The following is a 1,824-nucleotide window of genomic DNA, read 5'->3' as shown; positions in this document are numbered from 1 at the left end:
ACCTTGCCGCTGCCGAACAGGAGCGCGACGACCTCCGGCTCGTCGAGTCGGTAGACGAGGCCGGGGAACTGCTCCGGCTCGTACTCGATGTGTTCTAAGCCGAGGCCGATCGCGATCGCGTTCAGGTTCAGGCTCTCGCCGAGGTCGGCCGAGGTGACGATGTTCTGGACCGTGACCTCCGGGTCCTCGATCGGGATCTGGAGCGCTCGGAGCTCCCCGAAGACGATGTCGAGGCTCTCGTGGACCGCCTCGATCGAGTTCGCGCCGGTACAGACGATCTTCCCCGAGCGGAAGATCAGCGCGGCCGACTTCGGGTCCGTGGTGCGGTAGACGAGTCCGGGGAACTGCTCGGGGTCGTAGTCGGCGCCCTCGAGGTCCATCGCGACGCTCTGGAGATCGAGTTCCTGTCCGATCCCAGTGGAAGCGACGACGTTCTCTACGGTGATCGTCTCCTTCGGGTCGGCCGTCATTACCTCTATTCTCGCCCGAACGACCTAAAAAGGTGGCTGGTCGGAACCGCCACGCTATTGGCGTCGCCGCGCGGAGCGGTCGGCGTGTACTGGCTCGAACTCGCCGGCGAGACGGACGCCTTCGCGGCTCGCGAGGCGGCGACGGCCGCGACCGGCGTCGACCTCCTCGCGCCGGGAGTCGCGCGCACCGGCGGGATCGACCGCCCTCACGTCCGCCGGCTCGCGTACACTCGCGCCGCCCACGAGGGGATCGCGCGCACGGACGCCGACGTCGACGCCGCGGTCGCCGCGCTCCGGGCCGCGTCGCTCGACCGCGCCGGGACGGTCGCGGTCCGCGCCCGCGACGTCCGGGCGACGACCGGCGTCTCGACGGCGGCGGCCGAGCGCGAGCTCGGGAGCGTCCTCGTCGACCGCGGGTTCGACGTCGACCTCGACGACCCCGACCACGTCCTCCGCGCGCTGTTCTCGGCCGGCCCGCGGGCCGAGCACGACGCGGTGGCCGGCGCCGACGGGGGCGACGCGGACCTCTGTGCGCTCGGCTGGGTCGCGGTCGAGGCCGCCCGCGACTTCGCGCCGAACCCCACCGAGCGCCCCTTCTTCCAGCCGGGGAGCATGGCGCCGGCGGACGCCCGCGCGTACGCCAACCTCGCGGGCGCGGCCCCCGGACGGACCCTGCTCGACCCGATGTGCGGCACGGGCGGGCTCCCCCTCGAAGCCGGCCTCGTCGGCGCCGACGCCGTCGCCTGCGACGCGCAGGCGAAGATGGTCCGCGGCGCGCGGGAGAACTTCCGCGAGTACCTCGGTACCCCCGGCGCCAACGGCTCCCCCGACTGGCACGTCGCGCGGGGCGACGCCACCGCGCTCCCCGTCCCGGACGGCGGCGTCGACGGGGTCGCGTTCGACGCCCCCTACGGCCGGCAGTCGAAGGTCGCGCGCCACGAGCTCGCGGACCTCGTCGCGGGCGCGCTCGCGGAGGCCGCCCGGGTCGCGCCGCGCGCGGTGATCGTCGCGGACCGCGACTGGCGCGGGCCCGCCCGCGAGGCCGGCTGGACGGTCGACGCCGCGTTCGAGCGCCGCGTCCACCGCTCGCTGACGCGCCACGTGCTGGTGCTGCGCCGCGGCGACGCGGGGGGAACGGCGGCGGTCCGACCGGACCGAGAGTGAACGACCGATCGGCGGAATCGCTCCGGTCGGGCGCTCGCGCGACAAGTTTCAGTTTTGCTCCGCCGCCGGGCAACGGTTAAGTGCGCGGCCTCTCGTGGTACTCGCATGACCGGGGACGGCGGGGACATGCTCTCGTGGGACGAGTCGGTGTTCCGCGACGAGTCGGTGTTCGAAATCGACCACGTCCCCG

The 1,824-nt window shown here is 73.6% G+C and carries 2 protein-coding genes; one reads left to right on the top strand and one right to left on the bottom strand.

The features are described from left to right. A partial coding sequence (locus B9G38_RS16890) for a TATA-box-binding protein (RefSeq protein ID WP_086221139.1) occupies nucleotides 1-470 on the bottom strand: 470 nt, incomplete at its 3' end. Nucleotides 471-554: 84 nt separating this feature from the next. Between B9G38_RS16890 and B9G38_RS16885 the strand changes: the two genes are divergently transcribed. Continuing rightward, nucleotides 555-1,634, top strand: a complete 1,080-nt coding sequence (locus B9G38_RS16885; protein WP_086221138.1) for a methyltransferase domain-containing protein — start codon at nucleotides 555-557, stop codon at nucleotides 1,632-1,634. Nucleotides 1,635-1,824: the final 190 nt, after the last annotated feature.

It is taken from the genome of Halorubrum sp. SD612 (genome assembly GCF_002135005.1).
This window is presented reverse-complemented; position numbering and strand designations above follow the sequence as displayed.